This window comes from Alteromonas sp. G5_S2_22_S1 (assembly GCF_054968525.1).
In genome coordinates, this window is record NZ_JBQKUJ010000059.1 from 1 (window position 1) to 502 (window position 502).

A 502-nucleotide genomic window follows, 5' to 3' on the forward strand; every position below is an offset into this window, starting at 1 on the left:
CTGGTGGTCTCAATATCTAGCAAATATTCCATTAACCGAAATTAATTCTAAGCTTATTCTGACGACGTTAGTGAAGAAGACCGCCGTCACGTTAGCAACGAAGAATAGATACCTCGCAGAGATCAAAAGCTTTTTAAATTTCATTAATAAAGAGCTTGAGTGGATTGATCGCGTCCCCCATTTGAAAACCCACAAAGAGCGAGAAAAAAGCTTCTATAAGCTTACTGAGAAAGATTCTGCTCGCCTCATTGATTGTGCCCCAGCCTTTCTGCAACCTATCATCATATTTGCCCTAGCAACCGGATTTCGCGCCTCCAATATCATTGGCCTGAAATGGACTCATGTCGATTTGGAACATCAAACCTTGAAAGTAGACGCGGATTCTCACAAAAGTGGCTCTTCAGTCCTTATTCCGATGAACAATATAGTCTTCCAACTATTAAGTTCTTTGCATAACTCGAAAAATTCCGTATTTGTTTTTCTCAATTATGATAATTCGCGC

Annotated in this window: 1 protein-coding gene; it reads left to right on the top strand. The window is 40.0% G+C overall.

Annotated features, from left to right (window positions below):
- Window positions 1–70: 70 nt before the first annotated feature.
- Window positions 71–502: tyrosine-type recombinase/integrase (locus ACTRWF_RS19670; RefSeq protein WP_462836105.1), on the top strand; the 432-nt coding region annotated here is incomplete at its 3' end.